The following is a 22,374-nucleotide window of genomic DNA, read 5'->3' as shown; positions in this document are numbered from 1 at the left end:
TAGATCCGAAAGATGCCAACGGCCCGCGTGACACCGCGGGGGTCGCTAGCGTTTCGGATTGTCGCGAAGGGGCTCAGAGCTATGCCGGAAAGCGCCGGCGATAGTGTTCGACCACCTCGGGATTGCGCAGATTGACTGGCAGTTCGCCCTTCATGATGCGCATGGCTTCGCTGGCCGCGCCCATTCCCATACGCATCATGCTCTCTTCCGTTAGACCGGCGAGATGCGGAGTGACGATGACATTGTCGAAGCCGAAATAGGGATGGTCGAGCGGGAGTGGCTGCGTTGCGAAGACGTCGAGCGCGGCTCCGCCGATGCGGCCATCGTGCAGCGCCTGGATCAGCGCCGCGTCATCGATCACCGGGCCGCGCGAGACGTTGACCAGAATAGAATCGGGCTTCATGCGGCCGATGCGCTCGGCATTGAGCAGGCCGGTCGTCTCCGGAGTCAGGGGGCAGCAGAGCACGACGACGTCGGCCGTCGCGACGAGGTCGTCGACCGGCAGGTAGCGCGCACCATGTGGCACGCTTTCAGGCGACCGGCTCGTGGCGACCACCTCCACGCCGAAACCGAACTTCGCGATCCGGAAGATCGCCTTGCCGACATTGCCCATGCCGACAATGCCTATGGTGCGGCCGCCGAGGTCCACAGCCCCGTCCGACTGGCTGCGCCCCGCCGCCCAGCCCTTCCGCCGCAGTTCACGGTCCATCAGGCGGAAGCGCCGGAGCAGGGCCATCGTCACGAGGAAGACGTGCTCGGCGACCGTCGGCGCATTGACGGCCGGCACGTTGGCGACGAGCACGCCCGCACGGGTCGCCGCATCCATCGGCACCATATCGAGCCCGGCGCCGTGGCGGATCGCAGCGCGAAGCGCCGGCGCATCCCGAAAGAAGGCCGGCGGGATCGGCGCGCGCACGACGATGATCCCCGCGCCCTGCCCTTCTCGAAGCAACGTTTCGGGATCGGCGGCGGACGCGACGCGCAGATCGCCCGCAGCCTTGAGCATGGCCTCGGCCGCTGGATGCAGGGGATGCGTGGAAAAGATGAAGCTCATCGGCCCTCCCAGCCGGTTACGGCTATCCGGCGGCCGTCGCTGGCCCGCCGATGAGACCCTTCCAGTAGCTTTCCGCGCCCTGGAGATGCGCGCTCATCAGCGCTTGGGCGAGATTGCCGTCGCGAGCAATAAGCGCCTCGTAGATGCGGATATGTTCCTCATGCGAGCGCCGGCTGCGGGCGATGTCGCCGAAATAGATCGGCAGGCGCTGCTCGCCCATCACGTAGTAGACACTGCACACGCGATAGAAGACGCTATTCTTGGTCGCGCGGACGATCTCCAGATGGAAATCCCGGTCCTCGCGCGCCAGCCCCTCGCCAGCGGCAAGCTTCGCCTCGGACGCGGCGAGGATATCGCGCAGGCGCTGATAATTCTCTTCCGTCGCCCGCAGGCAGGCAAGTTCCGCGGCCTTGATCTCATGGATCTTGCGAAGCTCCACGGTCTCGTAGATCAGGATCGGATCGAGCGGCACGCCGGCGCGGGCAAAGAGTGCCATGGCCTCGACGCTCGCCTCCGTGGTCGTCAGGTAGATACCGGACTTGGCGCGGCGCTCGACGATGCGCATAGCCTCCAGGATCGCCAGCGCCTCGCGAATCTGGCCGCGGCTGACGCCGAAATGCTCCGCAAGCTCCCGCTCTGAAGGCGTGCGGCCGTTGTCGCTCGAATTCGCGAAAAGATATCCTGCGAGATCGGAGAGTAGGGAGTTTTCTTTCATCGTCACTATCTTTGCGCGTGAGCCTCCAGGACCCGCTGATTGATCGTGAAGCCCAGGCCGGGTTTATCAGGAATCTCTATCATGCCGTCCTTCACCGACACAGTGTCCTCGACGAGATCATGGATCATCGGATTCGCGCCGAGCGAATACTCGATGACGAAGCTTGCCGGGGAAGCCGCGCACAGGTGCAGGCCCGAGAAAAAACAGGGCGCACCGGCCCACAGATGCGGTGCGAAACGGAGGTTGAAGGCGCTGGCGAGCGAACTGATGCGCATCGCCTCCGTGATGCCGCCGCAGAAGGCCGGATCGGGCTGAAATATATCGGCGGCCCGCAGCACCGCAAGATCGCGGAAGGCAAAACGGGTCGCCTCGCTCTCGCCCGCGGCGATCGGCACATTGCCCGCCGCGCGTACCTCCGCCATGCCCGGCTTGTCGTCGGCTATCACCGGTTCCTCGAACCAGGCGAGGTCGCAATCCGCCACCATCTGGATGAAGCGCTTCGCCTCGGCGACCGTATAGGTGCCGTGCGCATCGACCATCAGGTCGATGTCGGGGCCGATCGCCTTGCGAGCCGCCCGCACCCGCGACGCCGAGACATGCGGCGCTCGGTCCATAGCGCCGACGCGCATTTTGACCGACTTGAAGCCGCCGGCCGCGATATAGGACTGGAGCTGCTCGCCGATCCGGTCTGCGCTCTCCCAACCACCCGAAGCATAGGCAGGCAACCTGTCCGCCTTGCGGCCACCCAGCAGCTTCCAGACGGGGACGCCGAGTGACTTGCCGAGAATGTCCCACAGCGCCAAGTCGACCGCGCTGATCGCCGCGACGGATAGACCGCGCCGCGCGATCTCCGGCATGGCGTGACCCGAAATCGCCGCCATCTCGTGGCGTACGCCGTTGTAGAGCATCTCCCATATGGCGGAGATGTCGGCAGGGTCACGGCCGATGAGCGTCGGCCCCACCTCGTGGTTCAGCATATGCACCAGCGTGCCATAGGTGCCTGCGCTGCCGGCGGCATTCTTGCCCTCTCCCCAGCCGACGATGCCGTCATTCGTCTCTATACGCACGATCGCGGCGTCGAAGGACGTCAGTCGGCCGAAGTCGCTACGGTGTTGGCGGCTCGCCGCGATGGGAATCTTCACCCACCAGGCCTCTACGGATTTGATACGCATGTGTCGGATCCCCCGCCCTCACGACCTCGCAGGCCGCGAGAACATATGCCTTTCCGTTCGTCACTTGATCAGCGGCAGGATCGTCTCGGCCGTGATCCGCATCTGATCGTCGTAGAACTTCTCGGTGAGAAGGCTCGAGCCGTGGTCCTGGATGAACTTCAATTGCTCCGGCGGGATATCGACGGGGCTGCGCTCCACCATGTCCGGGTACTTGGCGGCCGGCGTGCGATCGACGGGGGCGACGAACTCGTTCGTCACCGCGCCCTCATAACCGATCTCCTTCAGCGTGCCGATGATCTTCGGCCAGTCGAGCTGGCCGAGGCCGGCGGCGAAGCGATTGTTGTCGGCGACGTGGAAATCGAAGAGGCGCTTCCCGGCCAGCCGGATCGCGTCGTACATGTCCGCCTCCTCGATATTGAGATGGAAGGCATCGAGGCAGACGCCACATTCCGGGCTCACCGCATCGGCCAGCGCCAGCGCCTGAGCGGCGCGGTTGAAGAGATAGGTCTCGAAGCGGTTGAGCGGCTCGATCGCCAGCCGCACCCCCTTCTTCTGCGCGTGGGTGAAGCACTCGCGGGTGGCGTCGACCACCCACTTCCACTCCTCCTCTTCGGTCGCATCCGGCACTACCTTGCCGACGGTCGCCGGCACAAGCGTGACGATCTCGCCCTCGAGTTCGCTGACCATGGTGATGACGCTCTTGACGTAATCCACCGACTTGGCGCGCTGGCCCTCGTCCTTGGCGGCAAGGTTGCGCTCGCCTAGCGTCAGCGTGACGGCGCCCCAGCAGCGGATGCCGTGTTCCTTGAGCAGCGCGCGCGTTTCCTTCACATCGTACTGTGTCGGCTCGCCCGATATCTCGATGCTCTCGTAGCCGTATTTCTTGATGCGCTTCAGCGTGACGGCGAGCGGTTCCGCCCGCATCCAGTTGTGTGTTGAAAGATGCATGAGGTCCTCCCAGGCTGTTGCGGCTCGCTTAACCGCCGGGCGTCGGCCAGTCCCGCCATTTTCGGTAATCTGGTTCGGCCAATTGTCGCTGATTGAAAGATCTAACGCAATTTCTCACCCTCTGCAAGACGCAACGAGGAACGAGGATATATCTTATTATACCGATGTTTAATGTTGAAGTCTGGATTTTTTCGCTAATCCTGCGGACGAGCGATGCCGAGAATTGGCTTGACCGGATATCCAGTTTTGGTATGACCAGATTGCGCTGATAACACGCAGGGCCGAACGGCCCAGAGGGAGGAGACATGAAGATCGGCATGTGCATGTTCCTGTGGACGACGAGTGTCGGCCGCAAGCACGAGGGACTGTTACGCGACATCAAGGACACCGGGTTTGATGGCGTCGAAATTCCGATCTTCTCGGGGACGCCCGACGACTACCGTCGGCTGGGGGCCCTGCTCGACCGGATCGGCCTGGAACGGACCGCCGTTTCCGCCATGGGCGACCCCTCGATGAACCTGATCGCCCCCGACGCCACGACCCGCAGACGCGGCATCGACTATATGAAATGGGCAATCGACTGCAGCGATGCGCTCGGCGCCAAGATGCTGAGCGGGCCGCTGCATTCGACGCTCGGCCAATTTTCCGGAAGCGGGCCGAGCGCGGCGGAACTCAAGCGCTCGGTCTCCTCGCAACGCGCGATCGGCGATCATGCAGCAAAGCGCGGCGTCACGATCGGGCTCGAGGCGCTGAACCGTTTTGAATGTTACCTATTCAACACGATGGACGCCCTTGCGGCCCATGTCGACGCCGTCGGGCATCCAAATATCCGCGCTATGTACGACACGTTCCACAGCAATATCGAGGAGGCCGATCCCATCGGCGCCTTCACGCGAAACAGGGACCGCATCGTCCATGTCCACATTTCGGAAAACGACCGCGGCGTACCGGGGCGCGGCCACATTCCCTGGGCGGAGACGTTCAGGGCGCTACGCGCGAGTGGCTACGACGGCTGGCTGACAATCGAAGCCTTCGGCCGGGCGCTCAAGGACCTTGCCGCCGCGACAAAGGTCTGGCGCGACTTTTCCGAGACACCGGAAGCGGTCTATCGCGAAGGCTACCGCCATATCCGCGAAGGATGGCACGCGGCAGCATGAACGCGGTGCCGCCAATCGATCAGTCCGAATTTCGATCCGGGCGCGACCGCACGACCGTGTCATTCCACTCTCTCGGGTCGACGTTCGGAAGCGAAGGACGGTACATTCTATTTTCAAGTGCAACATGCCCTAGATCCAAAGGCTTCTTTTTCCCTAGCCTGCCGCGAAATTCTTGAGCACCTCCCCAGACAAACGATAACGGATCCACTCGTTCATGGGTTCAGCGCCGATTGCTTCATAGACGCGGATCGCTGGCTCGTTCCAGTCGAGTACGCTCCATTCAAACCGACCACAGCCAGCCTCGAGAGCGATTTCAGCCAGTCGTTTGAGCAGAGCCTTGCCCGCGCCCAATCCGCGCGCCGCTGGCGTCACATACAGGTCTTCGAGATAGAGCCCGTTTTTTGCCTGCCAGGTCGAGTAATTGAAGAACCAGATAGCCATGCCAACCGGCCCGCTATCCTGTTCGCAGATCAATGCGCGAGTGACAGAGTTCGTGCCGAAAATCGACTCTTCGATCTTCTGAATGGTAGCGGCGACTTCGTGCTCAGCTTTTTCATAGATCGCGAGCTCGCGAATGAAACCCAAAAGCGTCGCCGCATCTTCACGGACAGCCTCACGTATGGTCAACACGACAGAAAATCCCTCAAATTAACTGGCGGAAGCTATGAGTTTAGACGGGCGCTGGTGTCAAGTCGGCGGCATTCATTCCTTTTCGGCTCCGGCGAAACCGCGGCCAGAACACGGCTCCGGGTCACTACGTCTCTAGTTACCGCCAATTCGTGAAAGATCGATCCGCCTCCCGGCCTTGCCCAAATCCGTTTCCTCATGAACCGCGCCACCGCCGTCAGCAAGGCGCGCGCCGGAGCGGAGAAGATCTGGGCCGGCACCGTGACGATCCATGCCAATGCCAAGACCGGCGCTCACCATCATGGCGATCTCGAAAGCATCATCTACGTGGTCAAGGGCAAAGCCCGGATGCGGTGGGGAGAGGAGCTTCAGTATAGGCTGAAGCTGGTCCTGGCGATTTCATCTACGTACCGCCATTCGTTCCCCATCAAGAAATCAACGCCAGTCGGGACGAGACCCTGGAATGCGTCCTCGTCCGCTCGGGCCAGGAACCGGTGGTCGTCAACCTTGATATCGAACCGGTCGAAAAGCCGGAAGAGGTCCGCTGGATTGATCCAATCCACCGCTGACTAGAGCGCCGTGAACGTGGATGGTTAGCTGGTTGAAAGACGCCTAATCATCCACTGAAACCGTGATCGCTGGGTTTTGGCCAAGCGCTGACACTATCGAACGGCACTTTATCCGAGACAACTGCGGAGATAACTGTAGCAAACCGATGACATGGCAGGAGATCGAAATGAGGCTTGGGAGATAGCCTTTCATACGACCGCGACCGACCCTTATGTGGGTGGAGTCATGCTCTCACGCTGAATAAGTCGGCTGCGGATGACATTTCGTATCTTTGGCTGTTGCTCGGACCGATCAATGGCCGCCAGCAGGAGGGCGACTGCCGTCTGCCCCATCTCCTCTACCGGCTGCTCGATTGTTGAAAGCGGCGGCGAGCAGAATGCGCAAACGGGCGAACCATCGAAGGAGACGATCGAGAGGTCGTCGGGCACCTTTAGGCCCGTACGTTGTATCCGGCTCATGAAGGAAATTGCCATGTCGTCGCTGGTCGCGATTACCGCGGTAGGTTTATTCGCGAGAGCAGCAAAGTCATCAGCCGCTTGCAAGCCGATGTCAAAACCGCGCTGATAATCCAGATTGCCGCCCGAGCGGACCACGGCAGATTCTCGCAGTCCCGCTTCCTGCAACGCCTCAATGACGCCACCATACCGCTCGACATCGTGATAGTTGTCCTCTGGGCCGGCAAGGTAGAGAAAACGGCGATGACCAAGACGGATAAGATCCGCGGTCACGTCCCGCACTGCCTCGCGGTCGTTGGTCACCACGCTCGGCAGACCTGCATCACTCATGTCCAGCAGCATGGAGACGATCGGCAGGCCGGCATTGGCGAGAGATCGTCCGTCCACCTCCGGCAGTTTCGAGGACAGGATGATGGCGCCGCGAACCGTACCGCCAAAGGCCAGATCGAGAATGTGCATTTCCGATTCTTCGTCACGGTCCAGATTGGCGATCATCAGATTGTAGCCGTTCAGGATCAGGGCTTTGTTGATGCTTTGCAGAATCTGCGGAATGATCTGGGAAACCCCATAATAGAGCGATCCCGGCAGGATGATCATGATGATGTTGGACTTGCCGACCCTGAGGCTGCGGGCCATCGCATTTGGCGTGTAGCCCAGCTGCTTGGCGGCGGCATCGATCTTGATGCGTGTCTTCTCGTTCACACGGCCAGGATTTGCGAGCGCGCGGCTGACCGTCGAGATGGCCACTCCAGCCAGTCGAGCGACATCCGCCATCAGCGGTCCCGACTGCTCCCCCACGGCCATAGCTTTGTTATTTTTCACTTTTTCTCTCTCTTCTCGATGGCTGTCGTGTGCCGGATGCTACGGCACTCGCAATCATTTCGCAAACGATTGCCAAAAATCACTTGCATAAAAAAACGACTTGTCTAATCTCTAGGCACGGCAAACGATTGCCATTTGCAGTGCATTGAAATTATTGTGCTTATTTGTTGCGGGGGTCTCGACCCTGCAATCGATCCTCTACGCCCGGAGAACGGATAGCGTCATGACTTCAACCGAACGGCTTCGCTTTGGCGTCGATCTCGTCACTTTTTTCCACACCGATTTCTGGGGCGTGAAGGATTATGACGGCATCGTCGCTTTGGCCCGCAACGAGCCGCGCGCCTTCTGGGATAAGATTCTCGACGCCGTGCAAGCCTCCGGCGTCACCGGCGTGGAACTGACCTTCTCACCTTTCAACTGGCAGGATGCGACGAAGACTTATGGTTCAGTCGAAGCTTTCGCCGCTGAGCTTTCCAGGCGTGGGCTGACGCTGGCGAGCGGTTTTTTCGCGGAACTCGAAGCGGCCGGTGATTTCACGGAGGCCAGCGGCCAGGCCGCCATCATCGAGAAGGCCGAAAAATACGCCGAATTCCTCAAAGCCTGCGGCAGTGACATCATGGTTATCGGCGCGCCGTTGCGCCAAACGCTCGGCGCGCGGCCGGTGCGGTTTTATGATATCGAACAGGCGCGCAAGATCGCCGATTTCCTCAATCGCCTCGGCGCCACTCTCTACGCAAAGGGCGTTCGGCTGGCGCTCCATACCGAGGCCCATTCGATCTTTGCCGCCGCGCGCGATGTCGACCTGCTGATGCTGCTGACGGACCCGGCCTATGTGCACATGTGCCCGGACACGGCGCACATCATCGTCGCCGGCTCCGATCCTCTGCAGGTCGTCGAGCGTCATCATGAGCGCGTTATTATCGCCCATTGGAAGGATGCCCTCGGTCCCATGCCGGCCGACACGCCGATCGACGAGCATATTCATGATCGGCACCGTCCCTATTTCTGCGGCTTCGGACTCGGTCGCGTCGACTGGCCAGGCTGGATCAGGCTCCTGCGTGATCGCGGCTACGAAGGCTGGGCTATTCTTGAACTCGACGCCGCCGCCAATCCGGTCGGCGATATCGCAAATGGGCTCAAGCTCGTCCGGCAGGCACTTTTGCCGATCTATCGCTAATTTCCCATGACCCGAAACCAATGGCCCCGCCAAGAGGGCTTTCTTGAAGAGGTGGAACGATGAAAAACACAATGAAGCTGTTACTGGTGGGAGCCGCGCTCTCAGCAGCCGTCTCCTCGGCCCATGCCGAAGACAAACCGAACGCCGAAGTGATGACCTCCTGGACATCCGGTGGCGAAGCGGCGGCCCTGAACATCATCAAACAGGAATTCGAAAAGCGCGGCGGGGTCTGGAAGGACTCTTCCATCGCCGGCTTCGGCGCTGCCGATGCCGCCTTCCAGAACCGCCTGGTCGCCGGCGATCCGCCGACCGCCAAACAGGCGGTGATCGGCCTCGCCAATGCCGATTTCGTCAATCAAGGTCTCCTGAGCCCGATCGACGATGTGGCAACGGCCGGCAAATGGACGGACGCTCTGCCAAAATCGATCGCCGATCTCGTCTCCTACAACGGCCAGGTCTATCTCGCACCCACCGGCGCCCACGGCGAAAGCTGGGTGTTCTATTCCAAGGAGGCCTTCGCCAAGGCGGGCGTGAGCGAGGAGCCCAAGAGCTGGGACGAATTCTTCGCGGCCCTCGACAAGCTCAAGGCTGCCGGCGTTCAGCCGGTCGCCTGGGGCGGCCAATCCTGGCAGGAGACCAAAGTCTTCAATATGATCCTGCTCACCCAGGTGGGCATTGACGGCTTCCTCAAGATCTATGTCGACAAGGACAAGGGCGAGGCCTCCACCGAAGGCGTGAAGAAGACACTCGATATTCTCGGCAAGCTGCGTGCCTATGTCGATCAGGGCGCACCGGGGCGCAACTGGAACGACGCAACCGCCATGGTCATCACCGGCAAGGCCGGCGTACAGTTCATGGGCGACTGGGCCAAGGGCGAGTTCATCGCCGCCGGCAAGGAGCTTGGTAAAGACTACGGCTGCATGCTCGCGCCGCAGTCGCCGGGCATGGTCTATGTCGCCGACGCCTTCTCCTTCCCGAAGATTGCCGACGCGGCATCCCAGAAGGGCCAGACCTTGCTTGCCAAGGTGGCCATGGACCCCGCCGTGCAGGTTGAGTTCTCGCTCAAGAAAGGGTCTGTGCCAATGCGCACCGACGTCGACCAGTCCAAGCTCGACATCTGCGCGAAGAAGGGACTGGAGCTGATGAGCGCCGGCAAGATCGTGCCGGACCAGGCGCTGATCCTCAGCCCGCAGCAGGCCGGCGCGCTCAACGACTTCGTCGATGAGTTCTGGACCAATCCTTCCGAGGATAGCACCTCTGGCGCCGAGAAGTTCTTCGCGATCTTCGAATAGGGCCGTGTAGCAGGCCGATTGGAAAGAAGAAAGCCGGTCGGCCCTGCACATTCCGTTTGAGAAAGTTTGCTCATGCAAGCCAAGCGCAGACGTTCCCCTGCTGCGACTATCGCGCTCCTGCCGACATGGATCGCAGCGATCTTCATCTATATCGGCACCATGGTCTGGTCCGTGAGGCTGTCGTTCACGGATTCGACCATATTTCCTTCGTCCAATTATGTGGGCTTTGCTCAATATGCCAAGCTGTTCCGGACGTCGAGATGGCTCGCATCCCTGGAAAATGTCCTGATATTCGGCGTGCTCTATGTTGCTGGCTGTCTCGCCCTCGGCTTCGTTCTGGCGGCCTCGCTTGACCGCAAGGTGCGCTTCGAAGCCGTGTTCCGCACCATTTTCCTTTACCCCTATGCCATGTCCTTCGTGGTCACCGGCCTCATCTGGCAATGGATACTGAACCCAACCCTCGGCATTCAGGCAAGCGTGCGGGCGCTGGGCTGGCAGAGTTTCGCATTCGACTGGATCGTCAGTCGCGACATGGCGATCTATACCGTCGTCTTCGCTGGCGTCTGGCAGGGGGCAGGCCTCGTCATGGTGATCGCGCTTTCCGGCATGCGCGGCATCGGCGATGAACAATGGAAGGCCGCACAGATCGACGGCATCCCGATCTGGCGCATCTATCTGTCGATCATCCTGCCGCAGCTCGGACAAGCACTTGCGGCATCGGGAATGCTGCTCTCCATGGGCGTGATCAAGACCTATGACCTCGTCGTGGCGCTGACCGGCGGCGGACCGGGCACCGCGACCGAGGTGCCGGCTAAATTCATCATGGACAATCTGTTCGAACGCCAGAATCTCGGCCTGGCGAGCGCGGGCGCCACGGTGCTGGTGCTTTCCGTCGTCATGGCCGTCGTCCCGTTTCGTTATGCGCTTTCCATGCGCGCCAGAAGAAGGTGAGCGCACTGATGGCCACTCTTCACGCCCGCGGCCCGAAACCCTCGCGGCTCACCATCGGCCGCATCGGACTCTATGCCTTCCTGATCCTTGCGGGTCTGTTTTTCCTCTTGCCGCTCTACACGATGCTCGTCACCTCCTTGAAGACGATGGAGGAAATCCGTCAGGGTCGTATCTTCGCACTGCCTGATACCGTCGATTTCGACGCCTGGAAAACCGCGTGGTCAGGGGCCTGCATGGGCACGCAATGCCTGGGCGTGCGCGTCGGTTTCTGGAACTCGGTAAAAATCACCGTGCCGGCGGTCGTCATTTCCGTCTTCATCGGCGCGATCAACGGCTATGCTCTTTCCTTCTGGCGGCCGAAAGGCTCGGGCCTGCTGTTCGGGCTTCTGATGGCCGGCGGCCTGATCCCCTATCAGATATTCCTCTATCCGCTGGTGCGGCTCCTTGCCAATCTGAGCCTTTACAACTCCGTGGCGGGCGTCGTCCTGGTCCACGTCATTTTCGGCCTGCCCTTGGTCACGCTGCTCTTCCGCAACTATTTCGTGGCGATCCCCGAAGAGCTCTGCAAGGCCGCGCGCGTCGACGGCGCCGGCTTCTGGCGCATCTTCCTCGAGATCATGCTGCCGATGTCGGCTCCGATGGTCGTCGTCGCCTCCATCTTCCAGTTCACCGGCATCTGGAACGACTTCCTGATCGGGCTGGTCTTTGCCGGGCGGGACAATCTGCCGATGACGGTTCAGCTCAATAATATCGTCAACACGACCATGGGCGAGCGCGCCTACAATGTGAACATGGCCGCCACCATCCTGACCGCCATCGTCCCGCTCGCCATCTATTTTTTCTCCGGCCGCTGGTTCGTGCGCGGCGTCGCCGCCGGTGCAGTCAAGGGATAATGCCATGCAGCCTGCCGTCTCCGTAAAGGACCTCAAGATCGCCTATGGCGATCACACGGTCATCGAAAAATTATCCATCGACATCGCGCCACGCGAATTCCTCGTGCTGCTTGGGCCGTCCGGCTGTGGAAAATCGACGCTGCTGAACGCCATCGCGGGTCTGCAGGACATTACCGACGGCGAGATGTGGATTTCCGGCAAGAACGTCACCTGGGACGAGCCGAAGGATCGCGGCATCGGCATGGTCTTCCAGTCCTATGCACTCTATCCCCGCATGACGGTCCGCAAAAACCTGTCCTTCGGCCTGCGTGTCGCGGGCTTGCCCAAAGCCGAAATCGAAGCGCGCATCGCCCGCACCGCATCGCTTCTGCATCTCGACAAGCTGCTCGACCGCCGTCCATCGGAACTATCCGGCGGCCAGCGCCAGCGCGTCGCGATCGGCCGCGCTTTGGTGCGGGAAGTGGATGTCTTCCTGTTTGACGAGCCGCTCTCCAACCTCGACGCCAAGCTGCGCAACGAATTGCGCGTGGAGATCAAGAAGCTGCATCAGAGCCTCGGCAACACGATGATCTACGTGACGCACGACCAGGTCGAGGCGCTCACCCTCGCTGATCGCATCGCGATCATGAAGGACGGCGTGATCCAGCAGCTCGCCACTCCGTCCGAGATCTACCATCGCCCGGCCGATCTCTTCGTCGCGGGCTTCATCGGCGCGCCGGCGATGAATTTCATCGAGGGCAGGATCGCCGTCGAGACCGGCACGCCCGTCTTCGAAAGCAACGGACTGAAGATCGATCTTTCCGGCTATCCTTTTCTGACCTCCATCAAGGCCGGCCCGGCCACGCTCGGCATCCGGCCGGAACATCTCGCGCCCGACGGCGCGGCAAGGGGTTGGCCCACCATTCCGGGCACCGTCTCCGTTGTCGAGCCAATGGGTGCGGACACCGTGATCTGGTTCGATTGGGCCCGCGACAGCCTCTCCTGCCGGACTATGGGCGATGCAGCTTTTGCACCGGGCTCACGGATTGCGGCTGGGCTCGATATCGCCAAGGTCTCCCTTTTCGACGCCCATGGCGCCCGCCTCTAACACTGCTTTCAGTTCATACGGAAATTGTTCATGTCTCAGACTGTCTACGATGCGTTGGTGATCGGTTCCGGCGCGGCAGGCTCCTTCGCCGCCAAGGAATTGACAGCACAAGGCCTGTCAGTGCTGCTGCTCGAGGCAGGCCGTGCCGTGACGCAAGATGACTTCGATCCAGCCCGCAAGAAGGCGCCGGCCAGCAGCATCAATATCTGGGAGCGGGCGCGCGCGACCATCAAGGGGCAACCCATCCAGGCGCGCGCGGCCTTCTTTACCGAACGCTTCAGCCATTTCTTCGTCAACGACCGGAAGAACCCCTATACGACGCCGAAGGATGCGCCATTCCTGTGGATTCGCGGCCGTCAGGCCGGCGGACGTCTACACAGCTTCGGCCGTGTCTTGCTGCGCTGGACCGACGATGATTTCAAGATCAAGTCGCGAACCGGCAAGGGCGTCGACTGGCCCATCTCCTACGACGAGCTTGAACCCTATTATAGCGAGGTCGAATCCTGCCTCGGGCTCTATGGCAACGAGGACGGCGTGGAGACCTTGCCGGACGGTGTCTATGCGAATCCGGCCGAGCTGACGCCTGCCGAAGTGAGCTTCAAGAGAGAGGTGGAAGGCCGCTGGCCAGAGCGGAAAGTTGTATCCTGGCGCTACGTCGCCCCGGACCCAGAGCGCACGCCAAAGCCCTTGCGCGAGGCGCTTGCGACCGGCCGCCTCACCATCCGCCATGACGCCATCGTTCGCCGGATCACGACGGATGACAGGAACGGTCGGGCGACCGGCGCGGAATTCATCGATCGTGTAACGGGCAAGGTCGAGACTATCCGTGCTGCACTGGTGGTGCTTTCAGCCTCTCCGATCGAAAGCGTCCGGCTGCTTCTCAATTCGGCATCGTCGAGACATCCCGGAGGGCTGGGAAACAGCTCGGGGGCGCTCGGGCGCTATTTCATGGATCAGCTTCCCTGTCTTGCCTTCGGCTCCTTTTCGAAGGCCAAGGGCTGGGCCCACGATGCTTCTGTCCCGACCGATCCGTTCTACAACCCCTCGGGCGGTATTTTCATTCCGCGTTTCGGCAAGAATGACGCCAGCCGCGGCGATTTCGATTTCCAAGGGAGCGTGGGCAGGGCACCGACGCCGGACGATCAGCCGTCCCGGCTTGCTTTCTTCGGCTTCGGCCGCATGCTGCCCTATGCCGACAATCGCATCACGCTTGATGTCCGGCGCAAGGACGCCTGGAATATTCCCGTCCCGCATATACGCTGCGCCATGCATGACGAGGAACATGCCCTGCTGGCGCAACAGGAAAAGACCATGATCGACCTGGTGGACACAGTCGGCGGCGAGCTCGAATTCATCGGCTCGCCCACGGGGCTCAGGGAAATGGGACGCGGCGCTTTTCCGGATGCCGATCCCTTCAGCCGCTTCATGTTCCGCAAGTGGTTCCGCAAGACCATGTGCATGGGCGCCGCAATCCATGAAACCGGCGGCGCGCGAATGGGGGATGACCCTAGAAATTCGGTGCTCAATCCCTACAACCAGCTCTGGGATGCCCCCAACGTCCTCGTTACCGACGCCAGCGCCTTTCCCGGCAGCGGCATCGCCGGCACGACACTCACCGTCATGGCGTTGACGATCCGCGCTTGCCGGACACTTGTCGGCCAGCACCGAACAGGTCGCATGTAGAAAACACGGCCAAAGTGCACATCTACGCCTTGAAAGATTTGAACCGGCGACCCGCAAATGCCGCCCTTCCCTTCATCGGAAATCCAGCGTCTTCACCCCGATCGCGTCTAGATATAGACGGGATCGACGATGTCGCGGCCCCACAAAAATCACAACCCAGAGGGATTATGCGCGCGAGTTCTTCATTTTGAAAATGAAAGGCGGACTATTTTTGGAGTTTGCAACGACTATGAACAGGAAAAGCATTGAGCCCAGCTAGGCGGATCGCGCAGCAGTGCAAACGATCATGGCACGTCACAGGAGGGCTGCGGCACGGGTAAGCCATGAGCTCGGTCGAATGCGGGTCGAATATCACGATTGACAGCCGCATCTCCGCGATTCTCGTCTTTGCCAGTTTCGGCACCTCACCTAGACGGTTCAGCTACTACAACTGGGGCCCGCCCTTTGGAGCGGACAAAATCGGAATGATCGCCTTGAGCGGAATCGAACCCCAGTTTCCACCCATTCCGCACGAGCGTTGTCAACGCCGTTTGACAATCGATCAGGGGACGGTTGATAGCTAGTCGGATCAAGCATGGGTTCCGTTCATCGGCACCCGGCGTTTGATGAAGGAGCGGTCGCCCGGATCACGGAAAAAAGTTCACACCCCGCGCTGCAATTGCGACGTGAAGGTCGCGCGCGTAACCGACACGCTCGTGCCGGAGCGACTGCTGACCATGTCCACTCGCGCGTCGAGCTGTTTCGCAAGAGCCTGGACAATCGCCGTCCCCAGGCCGCCGCTTGTTTCGGCTGCACCATCGGCTTGCTTTCCTACGCCATTGTCGGAAACGATAAGCTTCCAATCCGCCCCCCTGATCTCATAGGTAACGAGGATCACGGCGTCCGCCCTGGCGACAGGGAAAGCGTATTTTACAGCATTGATCACGAGCTCGGTGACGATCAAACCCAGGCCGACAGCCTTGTCGGACCCGATCCTTCCTTCGTCCGCTATCACATTGATCGCAATGGGCTGGCTTTCGCCGATCATCGAAGATGCCAGGCTGCCGCAAAGCTTCGCCAGGTAGGACCCGACCTCGATCTGGTCAATGCCGGATACGTGGAGGTGCCTTTGCACCTCGGCGACCGACATTACGCGCTGGTGGGCATCCCGCAAGTCGCGCCGTGTTTCCTCGGACGTGACCGCCCGCGCTTTCAACAGCAAAATGCTGGCGATGATCTGGAGACTATTGGCAACGCGGTGCTGCATTTCCTGCAGCAGGATTTCCTTCTGATGTAGCAACTGCTCTGTCTGCTTAAGGAGCTCTTCCTTTTCGCACTCGATCTTGCGGCGCTGCGTGACATCGGTGAATGCCAGGAGGATCGTCGAGCGGGAGCTATCCCCGTAGGTGACCTGTCGGGCGTTGAGCAGCATGATCCGGCGGCCGAGATCTGGAAAATCATGCGTAACCTCAAAGCCCTCCATCGAGGCCTGTTCGGGAATGATCGTCTCCAGGAAAACGCGCAGGGCGGGAATGTCCCATTGGCCGTCGCCGAGCGCGTAAAGCAGACGCCCTCTTGTATCTTCGGGATCGGACTTGAACGTCTCATGAAAAGAACGGCTGGCAGCCAGCACACAAAACCGGTCGTCGAGCACAATAAAGGGCTCTGGAATGGTATTCACAATCGCTTGCGCCAGTGTCTGCGCGTCTTCAATGTTCTGAAAGTCGATCATGGCTTAAGAAAATCCAAACCTGGCCGCGGATCACTTGTTCGCAATGAAGGTTCTATTTTCAACGTATAGTATACTCCTCCTCGCCAAATGTCGCCGCCTCGCTAAGCAGCTAGACTAGATGCGTTTTTGGGCCGGCGCTTCCGAGATTGTAGCCAGAATTGTGGCTGCGAATTTATCCTATCGAGTCGCAACACCCCGACATTTTGTTGAAGGACATTCGATCAGGTTAGGCGCGATGGATGCCGTCCGTGTGTAATCCCTGCGCCCCAATCAAATACAGTCGATTTCAGTTGGTCCGTTGCCGGACAAAGTGATCAATTTTGAATTGACGGCATGTTCTAAACGGACCTAGCATTCTACTATCACCAAGGAGGTCGCCATGACACAGGTTGTTTCGACTTCTATCTCTGTGGCTGTTTTGGCAGGGACAGATAACGCTCAGGCCAACCAAACCACGCCTGAGAAAAGTCTGTACGAGCGGCTGGGCGGCATCTTCGCCATCGCGGCCGTGGTGGATCACTTCAGTGACGCCGTCGTGAAGAACTCCGTCGTCGGCCAGGAGTCCAAGAACCCGCCCCTGCGGGAATGGCACACGAAAAACCTGGGAAGGCTGCCCGGCCTCAAGTTCATGCGGACGCTGTGGGTCTGCGACATTTCAGGTGGGCCCTTCCAGTTCACGGCCACCAAGCCCGGCACGACGCCGCTCGGCCTCGAGGAGGCCCACCGGGACCTGCGGATCTCCCCTGTAGAATTTGATGAGGTCGCAGCGGAACTCGCACGGACCTTGGATTTCTTCAAGGTTCCGGAACGCGAGAAGTCCGAGGTCCTGGCAGCCTTCGCCGCCCACAAAGATGAGGTCACCGCCGGCTAGTTTGCGGCCGCAAAGCGCGGCCGCAGCATCCTCTCTTTCCGAGTCTAGACGATCCCGCCCAGCTTTGGATGGACGGGATCAAAAGCTGCGCCGCATGAGGCCGCTGGCTGCACATCGCGTCGTTCCCTGATAACCTAGCCGGAAGCAACAGGAAGGTTGGGCATGATACCTCTCGGCAAGCCAATCGAACAAATTCTGGCGGTCGGCGCCCTTCTTCTCCTTGCGTTCGGTTGCGCTCTCGTGCTTCAGCCCTTCCTCTCAGCCATTCTGTGGGCGGCGGTAATCTGTTTCTCGACATGGCCGGTCTACAGGAGGTGCGAGCGGGCATTTGGTGGCAATAAAAGCCTGGCCGCCGCCATGATGACCTTGCTGGTCGCCCTCGTTCTGGTCGCACCGTTCGCCGTCATGGTGCCGACATTGACGGACAACGTAGGCAACCTGCTCACGGCTATGAACCAGATTCTCGAGCAAGGCCCTCCGACGCCGCCGCGTTGGATCGCAGGACTCCCGGTAATCGGCGAGAACCTCGCTGCCTATTGGGAGAGCTTGGCCCATAATGCGCCCGCGTTCACCATTGAACTCAAGAAGTTGATCGGTCCCGCCACAAACTTAGCAGTAGCCAGCGGGGCGGTGCTCGGCGTTGGGCTCTTAGAACTCGGACTGAGCGTATTCATTGCCTTTTTCTTTTTCCTTCACGGCCGGCGGATGGCAGCTTACGTGCGCGCAGTCGGCGAAAGATTCGCCGGGCCCCGGGCCAGAGAGCTGCTTGTTGTCGTGGGCGCGACCGTCAAGGGCGTCATTTACGGCTTGATCGGCACAGCACTCGCCCAGGCCCTCTTAGCCGGCATTGGTTTCTGGATCGCCGGTGTACCTCAGGCGCTGCTGCTTGGTTTCCTTACGTTCGTCCTGTCGTTTGTGCCGGTGGGCCCCCCGCTTGTATGGGGCTTGGTGGCGCTATGGTTTCTTGTCCAGGGAGCCGTTTGGTGGAGTATCTTCGTCGCAGCGTGGGGGTTGCTCCTCGTCAGCAGCATCGACAATATCATCAGACCCTACGTCCTCGGCAAGACCAACAACCTGCCCGTGTTGCTCGGCCTCTTCGGGCTCCTTGGCGGCGTCATCGCCTTTGGCTTCATTGGAATATTTCTTGGGCCAACGCTGCTGGCGGTCGCCCACAGCCTCTTCCGTGAGTGGACCATGGCCGAAGTCGAGGAACGTAGTCACCCCACTCCGCCTTCCGACTCCCGACTGAGGGAATTTCAATGAGAGTTTAGCCGACACCTCCCTCTATCTCGGGTCCAAAAAAGCGCCAGGATAACAGGCGGTGGCTCAGGGCGGCCGTTGGGTGTTGTTTTGCACGGGGGCGCGGATGTGGCCATTGCCCATGGCCACATCTTGCCAGTAACTTTATATCTCGCGGGGTTTCTGCGTGCACCCGTCTCCGGGGTATCGCTTAATACCAGCGTCCTCGGCCGTACCAGCCGCCGCCTAGCAGAACAACGATCAGAACTATGATGAGAAGCGTGGTGATATCCATTTACGTCCTAGGAGTGCCTAGCACGGTGCATTTTCTCGTGATTGTACTCCGACTTAGTCCACCGTTTAGCGCTGGGTTATGTTCCATTTGAAGGACGCGATGATAGCTGTGACGGGAGTTCGTTCTCCTCGACACAACTAAACTCACGAACGCAGCCCCGTGGTGATCGCTCGACGACTTGGCCCGCTGACGAGCCCTTTGTCGCACGCTGGCAATGATCCGTTCAGTGGCTCGCTTTACACCCAAAGGCTTCCCACGTATCTGGAGCGTATCGATGTGGTGATTGAGCCGGATGAGCTCCCCGAGCACGCCGGCAAAGGTGTCGAGAAGACCGGGCCAACCGCCTTCACTTCCCCGTCAGACGCCATGCTGCGATGTCAATTTTTTTCGCCACGCCTTTCTCGATGGTGACCACGCTGTCGAAGAAATCGACGCCGCTCGCTGATTGTATAGGCGAAACGTCATGCATGACGGCGATAACTGTCGCCTCTCGGCAATGATCCTTAATCGCGTGGAGGAACGCATGCACCGCCTGGGTATCGAGTGCGCTCGTTGCCTCGTCAAGGAACAGGAGTCCCGGCCGCAGCAGAAGGACTCTGGCAAGGACGAGCTTCTGCTTCTGGCCCCCCGACAGAAGCTGATCCCAGCTCTGGCCGTCGCGGCCATCTCTTGAGAGTTCTTCGATGAACTCGCCGAGCCCCGCCTTGTGCAACGCCGCCGCGACACTCGTGTCCAGGTGCTCGTCGACCGAGTCCGGAAGGCAGACAAGATCTTTCAAGGACACCGCCTGGAGCCTGACGTCCTGAGCGGCATAGAGGCTTCTCACATGCCTTGGCGTCATGATTGCGCCACGGCCGTGCGCCCAAAGGCCGTTTATCGCCTTGAGAAGCGAGGTCTTGCCGCTACCTGAATCGCCAACAACCAAGGTCCACTCGCCTGGCAGGAAGCGTAGCTCGTCGGCGGCCAGGAAAGGAAGATCGACGCCCGCATGCAGGAGTTCGATCTGCCGAACAGTGAGGCCGAGCGCAGTGTCCTGCTTGGCGTATAGGAATTCGTAGGGTCCGGTGCGCGCGTAAAACTCCTGAGGCCGTTGAACGGTTTCGATCGCTTCTGCGAGATCGGTTATTCGGCGAGCATTCGCCCTGAGCGTCGCAATGTCGGGCATGACGTGAATGAACCACGAGCACTCGTTGATCAATGCGTTCGCGAGTTCGGCACCAGTGACATAGTGCTGCAGGCTGATCTTGTTGTCCACGTAGGGGAGCAGGCCGGGTGCGTAAGCGACAATCCTCGAACCGATGAAATTGTGGACCAGCTCGAATCCCATGTAGCCGGCAGTAACGCGGTTCTGGCTGGCCCAGGTTTGGTCAATGTCGATGTACCGGCGCTTGTTGACGGCTTTCTGGGCTCTTTCGCCATGGAGAACAGCAACATGGAAACTACGGTGCAGGAGTGTGTTCAATTCGGTGCGGTAGCTGCCTTCCGCCCATTGCATACGCACGGACAGACGCTGGAGAATCCCGCCCAGCTTCGCTGCGATGAAGGTATTTAGCGGCACATAAATCGCGATCGCCGCGAAAGCTAGACACGCGCTGCCATAACGGCCCAGGAACTCGAGCCCTCTGACTTCGCTCGATGTCTCAATGAGCTTGCTACCCACGAAGCCAAGGGACAGCACGACGCCTGCGATGCCCATCGCGAGTCCGATAGCACCCCCGGTCATGCCTTTGATCGATTCCTGGATGCGTTGGTCGACATTGTCCGGAGCGAAAATAGCGGATCCGTTCGCGTCGGATCCGATTTGCTGTAGATGGAAATGCGTATGGTTGGAATCGAGCAGTGCTTCGTTGAAGCATCGGTCGAGCCACTCACGCCACTTGCGGTGGAGGGTGGTCGAAAAGAAATGGCGGACTGCTGTGAAACCTGCGTCCCTCATGATCGCGATCGCGGCTAGCGTCGCCGCAGTGGTCAGCAGCGCTGTGGGCGTGGTAGGCGTTGTTGGATGGTGGAAGTAGGCTATCCGGTTGACCAGTTCGCCCGAGGTGACGGCGAACCAGACGCTGGCCTTGGCGGACAATGCCGTGAGGACCAGAATAGCAAGTGTCAGTCCCCAAGCCTCGCGCCAGCTTTGCGAAAGCCAATAGGCGCTCATTAGGCCCCAGAAGCTGCGCATCGAGGAAACAGGGCTTGCGTGGTGCGGCGTTTCACGGCCGAGCTTCCATTTGATCAATTCACCTTTTCGGTGAGCATCACTCCGCATCGCACTTCAACTCTCTAACCCCATGCAAGCAGAATTGGGGGCAAGTATCGGGGTTGTCAAATTGGGATAGCCTGAGGCGAGTGCTGGGCTTTGAGGTGGAGCACGAGAGGAGACTGTTGACCAACGGGGTCGAGGTGGCCGTCGATCCGCTGTAAACTATCATTGACAACCGAACGCCAACGATATCGATTGTGGTCGGTGACCCTCGTCAAACTCTCGCCAGCTTGCGAACTTGCCACCGGCATTGGCATCAAAGGATCAAATCCGTTACACGCCCCCACATCAGCGCTGGCGATTGCATTCACAACGGGTTCCAGAACCACCGAAAGCTGCGATGGGACGGATGGTGGCTCGCCGATGATTTCGACGTCGAGAACCCGGATGCCGGCGCCAAGACCTACCAATACACGCTGCGGAGCAACGCGATCGGCGGCACGACGTACATTCCGGTGCGCCAGACGCTCGTGACCGACGAGGAAGGCGACCAGCAGCTGACCCGCTCCTATGACGTGATGGGCCGGCTGCTCGGGGTGCGCGATCCGCAAGGAGCGGTGTGGACCTACACCTAGGACCTTAACGGCAACCGGCTTTCGGCTGCCGATCCGGATCGGCAACTGGTCTTATGCCTATGACCGCGCCAACTGGCTGATCCGCCAGACCGATGCCCGCGGCGCGGTGACGACGTGATCTGCGCTGGCGCATCGGCGGCTCTATTTCCCTTGCGATGTACGTTGGCGGCCGGAGCCGTCAAAATGACGGTTCTCGCCGCGCGACGCCGGCGTATTGCCGGTCCCCTGCGCAACAGCCTACTTCTATCTTGCCCAGCACCACATGGGCGATAGGAGAAGCAAATGTGCGGCGCGGATATTCTGGTCGAAATGCTAATCGGATACGGAGTCGACACGATTTTCGGTGTGCCCGGGGATACAAACGTTCCCTTCTACGAGGCGCTTCAACATCGCGAGGACAGGATCCGCCATGTAATGGCCCGTGACGAGCGCTCCGCTGGCTTCATGGCAGATGCTTATGGCAGGTTCACCAACAAGCCGGGGGTGTTCGAGTGCCCCTCGGGCGCCGGCGCGATGTACTCGCTGCCGCCGGTGGCGGAATCGAACGGTTCGTCAGTGCCGGTGATCCTGCTCACGATCGACATCCCCCTGCCTGGCGAAGGACGCGGCGTCCTCACGGAATTGGACTGCGCCAAGCTGTTTGAGCCCGTAACGAAACTATCTGTGCAGGTGAAATCACCCGAAAAGCTGCCAGAGATCATTCGTCGGGCCTTCCGCGTCGCCTGCTCCGGCAAGCCCGGCGCGGTTCATCTCCAAATTCCCGAGGACATGCTGCTGGCAGAGACGAACTGAGTGAAGGGATAAGTTTGCGATGCGGGATACCCCG

At 60.3% G+C, this 22,374-nt stretch carries 18 protein-coding genes and 2 pseudogenes; 12 read left to right on the top strand and 8 right to left on the bottom strand.

Features of this window, described 5'->3' with window-relative positions:
- Positions 1-79: 79 nt before the first annotated feature.
- The 4 genes from QA644_RS22420 to QA644_RS22405 are packed head-to-tail and all read right to left on the bottom strand — an operon-like array spanning position 80 to position 3,889.
- The gene (locus QA644_RS22420; protein ID WP_283073401.1) at positions 80-1,054 is read right to left on the bottom strand and encodes an NAD(P)-dependent oxidoreductase; all 975 of its coding nucleotides are present in this window, start codon (positions 1,052-1,054) and stop codon (positions 80-82) included.
- 22 nt (positions 1,055-1,076) lie between these two features.
- A complete protein-coding gene (locus QA644_RS22415; protein WP_283073400.1) occupies positions 1,077-1,769 on the bottom strand; it encodes a FadR/GntR family transcriptional regulator in 693 nt (230 codons plus the stop codon).
- Positions 1,770-1,774: 5 nt separating this feature from the next.
- Positions 1,775-2,941, bottom strand: coding sequence for a mandelate racemase/muconate lactonizing enzyme family protein (locus QA644_RS22410; protein ID WP_283073399.1), 1,167 nt, complete (start codon positions 2,939-2,941; stop codon positions 1,775-1,777).
- A 60-nt stretch (positions 2,942-3,001) separates the two neighbouring features.
- The gene (locus QA644_RS22405) at positions 3,002-3,889 is read right to left on the bottom strand and encodes a sugar phosphate isomerase/epimerase (RefSeq protein ID WP_283073398.1); all 888 of its coding nucleotides are present in this window, start codon (positions 3,887-3,889) and stop codon (positions 3,002-3,004) included.
- Between the two features lie 305 nt (positions 3,890-4,194).
- On the opposite strand from QA644_RS22405, the gene QA644_RS22400 reads away from it, so the two are divergent.
- Positions 4,195-5,046 (top strand): sugar phosphate isomerase/epimerase, encoded by an 852-nt coding sequence (locus QA644_RS22400; protein ID WP_283073397.1) that lies wholly within the window; start codon positions 4,195-4,197, stop codon positions 5,044-5,046.
- A 153-nt stretch (positions 5,047-5,199) separates the two neighbouring features.
- Here the strand turns inward: QA644_RS22400 and QA644_RS22395 are convergent, their stop codons facing one another.
- Complete coding sequence (locus tag QA644_RS22395; RefSeq protein WP_283073396.1) at positions 5,200-5,676, bottom strand: GNAT family N-acetyltransferase; 477 nt, start codon at positions 5,674-5,676, stop codon at positions 5,200-5,202.
- Between the two features lie 195 nt (positions 5,677-5,871).
- On the opposite strand from QA644_RS22395, the pseudogene QA644_RS22390 reads away from it, so the two are divergent.
- Positions 5,872-6,242, top strand: a pseudogene (locus tag QA644_RS22390) (cupin domain-containing protein); the annotation flags it as partial.
- 210 nt (positions 6,243-6,452) lie between these two features.
- On the opposite strand, the gene QA644_RS22385 reads toward QA644_RS22390, so the two are convergent.
- Positions 6,453-7,502: a LacI family DNA-binding transcriptional regulator gene (locus tag QA644_RS22385; protein ID WP_283073992.1), complete on the bottom strand. Its 1,050-nt coding sequence runs from the start codon at positions 7,500-7,502 to the stop codon at positions 6,453-6,455.
- A 241-nt stretch (positions 7,503-7,743) separates the two neighbouring features.
- Between QA644_RS22385 and QA644_RS22380 the strand changes: the two genes are divergently transcribed.
- From QA644_RS22380 to QA644_RS22355, 6 genes are all read left to right on the top strand, one after another.
- Positions 7,744-8,697 carry a sugar phosphate isomerase/epimerase gene (locus QA644_RS22380; RefSeq protein ID WP_283073395.1) on the top strand — a complete coding sequence of 318 codons (954 nt, stop codon included), beginning with the start codon at positions 7,744-7,746 and terminating at the stop codon, positions 8,695-8,697.
- 59 nt (positions 8,698-8,756) lie between these two features.
- Positions 8,757-9,989, top strand: coding sequence for an ABC transporter substrate-binding protein (locus tag QA644_RS22375; RefSeq protein WP_283073394.1), 1,233 nt, complete (start codon positions 8,757-8,759; stop codon positions 9,987-9,989).
- Between the two features lie 72 nt (positions 9,990-10,061).
- The gene (locus QA644_RS22370; RefSeq protein WP_283073393.1) at positions 10,062-10,940 is read left to right on the top strand and encodes a sugar ABC transporter permease; all 879 of its coding nucleotides are present in this window, start codon (positions 10,062-10,064) and stop codon (positions 10,938-10,940) included.
- Positions 10,941-10,948: 8 nt separating this feature from the next.
- Positions 10,949-11,833: a carbohydrate ABC transporter permease gene (locus QA644_RS22365; RefSeq protein WP_283073392.1), complete on the top strand. Its 885-nt coding sequence runs from the start codon at positions 10,949-10,951 to the stop codon at positions 11,831-11,833.
- 4 nt (positions 11,834-11,837) lie between these two features.
- Positions 11,838-12,920, top strand: coding sequence for an ABC transporter ATP-binding protein (locus QA644_RS22360; RefSeq protein ID WP_283073391.1), 1,083 nt, complete (start codon positions 11,838-11,840; stop codon positions 12,918-12,920).
- Positions 12,921-12,950: 30 nt separating this feature from the next.
- Positions 12,951-14,603: a GMC family oxidoreductase gene (locus QA644_RS22355; protein WP_283073390.1), complete on the top strand. Its 1,653-nt coding sequence runs from the start codon at positions 12,951-12,953 to the stop codon at positions 14,601-14,603.
- A gap of 640 nt (positions 14,604-15,243) precedes the next feature.
- On the opposite strand, the gene QA644_RS22350 is transcribed toward QA644_RS22355, so the two are convergent.
- On the bottom strand, positions 15,244-16,314 hold the full coding sequence (locus QA644_RS22350) for a histidine kinase dimerization/phosphoacceptor domain -containing protein (protein WP_283073389.1): 1,071 nt from the start codon (positions 16,312-16,314) through the stop codon (positions 15,244-15,246).
- Between the two features lie 379 nt (positions 16,315-16,693).
- Here QA644_RS22350 and QA644_RS22345 point away from each other — a divergent pair, with 379 nt between their 5' ends.
- Both QA644_RS22345 and QA644_RS22340 read left to right on the top strand, forming a co-directional pair.
- Entirely contained in the window at positions 16,694-17,185 is a 492-nt protein-coding gene (locus tag QA644_RS22345; RefSeq protein WP_283073388.1) for a group 1 truncated hemoglobin, read from the top strand.
- 162 nt (positions 17,186-17,347) lie between these two features.
- Positions 17,348-18,448, top strand: coding sequence for an AI-2E family transporter (locus tag QA644_RS22340; RefSeq protein ID WP_283073387.1), 1,101 nt, complete (start codon positions 17,348-17,350; stop codon positions 18,446-18,448).
- A gap of 617 nt (positions 18,449-19,065) precedes the next feature.
- On the opposite strand, the gene QA644_RS22335 is transcribed toward QA644_RS22340, so the two are convergent.
- On the bottom strand, positions 19,066-20,892 hold the full coding sequence (locus tag QA644_RS22335) for an ATP-binding cassette domain-containing protein (protein ID WP_283073991.1): 1,827 nt from the start codon (positions 20,890-20,892) through the stop codon (positions 19,066-19,068).
- A gap of 278 nt (positions 20,893-21,170) precedes the next feature.
- On the opposite strand from QA644_RS22335, the gene QA644_RS22330 reads away from it, so the two are divergent.
- The gene (locus QA644_RS22330) at positions 21,171-21,548 is read left to right on the top strand and encodes a hypothetical protein (protein WP_283073386.1); all 378 of its coding nucleotides are present in this window, start codon (positions 21,171-21,173) and stop codon (positions 21,546-21,548) included.
- A gap of 282 nt (positions 21,549-21,830) precedes the next feature.
- Positions 21,831-22,331, top strand: a pseudogene (locus QA644_RS22325) (thiamine pyrophosphate-binding protein); the annotation flags it as partial.
- Positions 22,332-22,374: the final 43 nt, after the last annotated feature.

The organism is Rhizobium sp. CC1099 (assembly GCF_029714385.1).
In the GTDB taxonomy this organism is placed as follows: Bacteria; Pseudomonadota; Alphaproteobacteria; order Rhizobiales; family Rhizobiaceae; genus Rhizobium.
The sequence above is the reverse complement of the archived record's forward strand: the minus strand, read 5'-3'. Positions and strand labels throughout refer to the sequence as shown.